Genomic DNA, 2,782 nt, shown 5'->3' on the forward strand with positions numbered 1-2,782 from the left:
GTAGACGACACCAGTGCCCATCAGCGCGGCAAGGCGCATCGCCGGACGCGCATAGTCGGTGAACACCAGGAAGGTTGCGCCGTTCGGCGCGAAGCCGCCGTGCAGGAAGATGCCGTTCATCGCGGCGGCCATGCCGTGCTCGCGGATGCCGTAATGGATGAAGCGGCCCTTCGGCGTCTTGGCGGAGAAAGCGGTCGCCGAGTAGACGACACCAGTGCCCATCAGCGCGGCAAGGCGCATCGCCGGACGCGCATAGTCGGTGAACACCAGGAAGGTTGCGCCGTTCGGCGCGAAGCCGCCGTGCAGGAAGATGCCGTTCATCGCGGCGGCCATGCCGTGCTCGCGGATGCCGTAATGGATGAAGCGGCCCTTCGGCGTCTTGGCGGAGAAAGCGGTCGCCGACTTCGCCTTGTTGTTGTTGGAGCCGGTGAGGTCGGCCGAGCCTGCGAGGAACTCCATCGGCATCGCGCCGGCAATGACCTCGATCACGGCTTCCGAGGATTTGCGGGTGGCCGCAACCAGCGGCTTTTCCAGCAGCTCCTTCTTGTACGCGCGCACCGCCTTTGCGAGCGAGGCCGGACGCTCGTGGCGCAGGCGGCGCTCGAACTCGGCGCGCTTGCGGCTGCCGAGCTCACCGAGCCGTCCTTCCCATTCCTGGCGGGCCACGGCGCCGCGGCTGCCGGCCGCGCGCCAGGCCTTCAGCACGTCGTCGGGCACCGAGAACGGCTCGAGCGAGATGCCGAGATTTTCCTTGGCGGCCTTGAGCTCCTCGGCGCCGAGCGCTTCGCCATGCACCTTCGACGTGCCGGCCTTGTGCGGCGCGCCGAAGCCGATGGTGGTGCGGCAGGCGATCAGCGTCGGCTTGTTCGACTTCTTCGCGCGCGTGATGGCGTCGGCGATCGCGGCCTGATCCTGGCCGTCGATCTTCTCGGCGGCCCAGCCGGCGGACTTGAAGCGCTTCACCTGGTCGACGGAATCGGCGAGCGAGGTCGGGCCGTCGATCGAGATGCCGTTGTCGTCGTAGAGCACGATCAGCTTGTTGAGCTTCCAGTGCCCGGCCATCGCGATCGCTTCCTGCGACACGCCTTCCATCAGGTCGCCGTCGGAGGCGAGCACGAAGGTGTGGTGGTCGACGATCTTCTTGCCGAACTCGGCGGCGAGCATCTTCTCGGCGAGCGCCATGCCGACCGCGGTCGAGATGCCCTGGCCGAGCGGACCGGTGGTGGTCTCGATGCCCTTGGTGTGGAAGTTCTCGGGGTGGCCAGGCGTCAGCCCGCCGAGCTGGCGGAACTGCTTGAGCTGGTCCAGCGTCATCTCGGCATTGCCGGTGAGATACAGCAGCGAATAGAGCAGCATCGAGCCGTGGCCGGCCGAGAGCACGAAGCGGTCGCGGTCCGGCCAGGCGGGCGCGGCGGCGTCGAATTTCAGGAATTGCGTGAACAGCACCGTGGCGATGTCGGCGGCGCCCATCGGTAGGCCGGGATGACCCGATTTCGCCTTCTCGACAGCGTCCATCGAAAGGCCGCGGATCGCGTTGGCCATACGGGTGTGGTCGACCTGCGTATGGGCCATACGGGTGGCATCGAGCTGCATCATGATGAAAATCCGTCTGGAATGAGGTGCTTGATGGCCGTGTGCGCCGCGCTGGATCGAGCCTGGCGGTCACGGGAGGTTGGGGGCTGGATAGCATCTCGGTTCCGGGAGTCCAAGGCAATCAAACGCCGGTTTGGCCGCAAAAGTTGCGTACGGCCTGATCCGGAAAAGCCGCAGCCGCGGATCATGCAGATCGGGAACCAGCCGGCCGGCATGCCGAGGGCCGATCTATCGGTGCATAGTTTCGCGGCGACGTTGCGATTTGCTAGCTTGCCACGTAAATTTCTGCTTCTAACCGCTTGCCGAACCGAGTCTTTTGCTGGGCGGCAAGCCCCGATGCAAAGGCCACCAAGGTCCGCCGCTGACCGCATGAACGATCGCGTTTCCAACAGTTCCGCCATGACCGAGTCCTCCGCCGTCGAGATCGAGATCGCGACCCGCAGGCTCATGGCGGCGCTCGACGCGCTCGAAAGCGCGGTCGAGCGGCGGCGCGATGCCGATCGCGACGAGAACGAACTCGCTGCGCGAATCCAGGCACTCGGCGCGGACCGCTCGCGGCTTGCCGATGAGCTCGATGGTGCGCTGGTGAAGGCGCGCAAGCTGGAGCGCACCAATCGCGAGATCTCCGACCGGCTGGATTCCGCAATCGTCACGATACGCTCGGTGCTCGATACCGGAGAGGATGGATGAGCCACATCAACGTCACCATCAATGGCCGGCAATACCGCATGGCCTGCGAGGAGGGCCAGGAGGTGCGGCTGCTCAAGCTCGCCGAAAGCCTGGAGACGCGGATTCAGTCACTGCGTGGAAAATTCGGCGAGATCGGTGATGCCAGGCTCACGGTGATGGCGGCGCTGACCGTCTGCGACGAACTGGTCGACGCCGGCAACCGCGTCCGCGCCATGGAGCAGGAATTGACCGAGCTGCGGGATTTCCGCAATGCCGCCGTCGAGCGCGCCAGGATGACGCAGAACGCGGTGGTGAATGCGTTGAACGCCGCCGCCGAACGCATCGAGAAATCGACCCAGGTCTTGAACCGGACCGTCGGCAACGGAATAGCGATCGGCTGACCGTTGGCGTCTTCCTTAGTGGCCATCCTTCGAGACGCCCGCTTTTTGCGGGCTCCTCAGGATGAGGTCTTGCTTGCGGGATATCTTGGACCCTCATGGTGAGGAGCCCGCCCCAAGCG

The 2,782-nt window shown here is 65.4% G+C and carries 3 protein-coding genes; 2 read left to right on the top strand and 1 reads right to left on the bottom strand.

Going from position 1 to position 2,782, the window contains the following annotated elements:
• Nucleotides 1-1,572 (bottom strand): 1-deoxy-D-xylulose-5-phosphate synthase N-terminal domain-containing protein (locus AC1D00_RS35025; protein ID WP_477013827.1); only part of this gene is annotated, 1,572 nt, incomplete at its 3' end.
• A 390-nt stretch (nt 1,573-1,962) separates the two neighbouring features.
• Between AC1D00_RS35025 and AC1D00_RS35030 the strand changes: the two genes are divergently transcribed.
• A complete protein-coding gene (locus AC1D00_RS35030) occupies nt 1,963-2,283 on the top strand; it encodes a DUF4164 domain-containing protein (protein WP_020608063.1) in 321 nt (106 codons plus the stop codon).
• Nucleotides 2,280-2,663: a cell division protein ZapA gene (locus AC1D00_RS35035; protein ID WP_027544175.1), complete on the top strand. Its 384-nt coding sequence runs from the start codon at nt 2,280-2,282 to the stop codon at nt 2,661-2,663. The genes AC1D00_RS35030 and AC1D00_RS35035 overlap by 4 nt, the downstream gene beginning before the upstream one ends.
• The last annotated feature ends 119 nt before the right edge of the window (nt 2,664-2,782 follow it).

It is taken from the genome of Bradyrhizobium sp. P2_E8 (assembly GCF_056403875.1).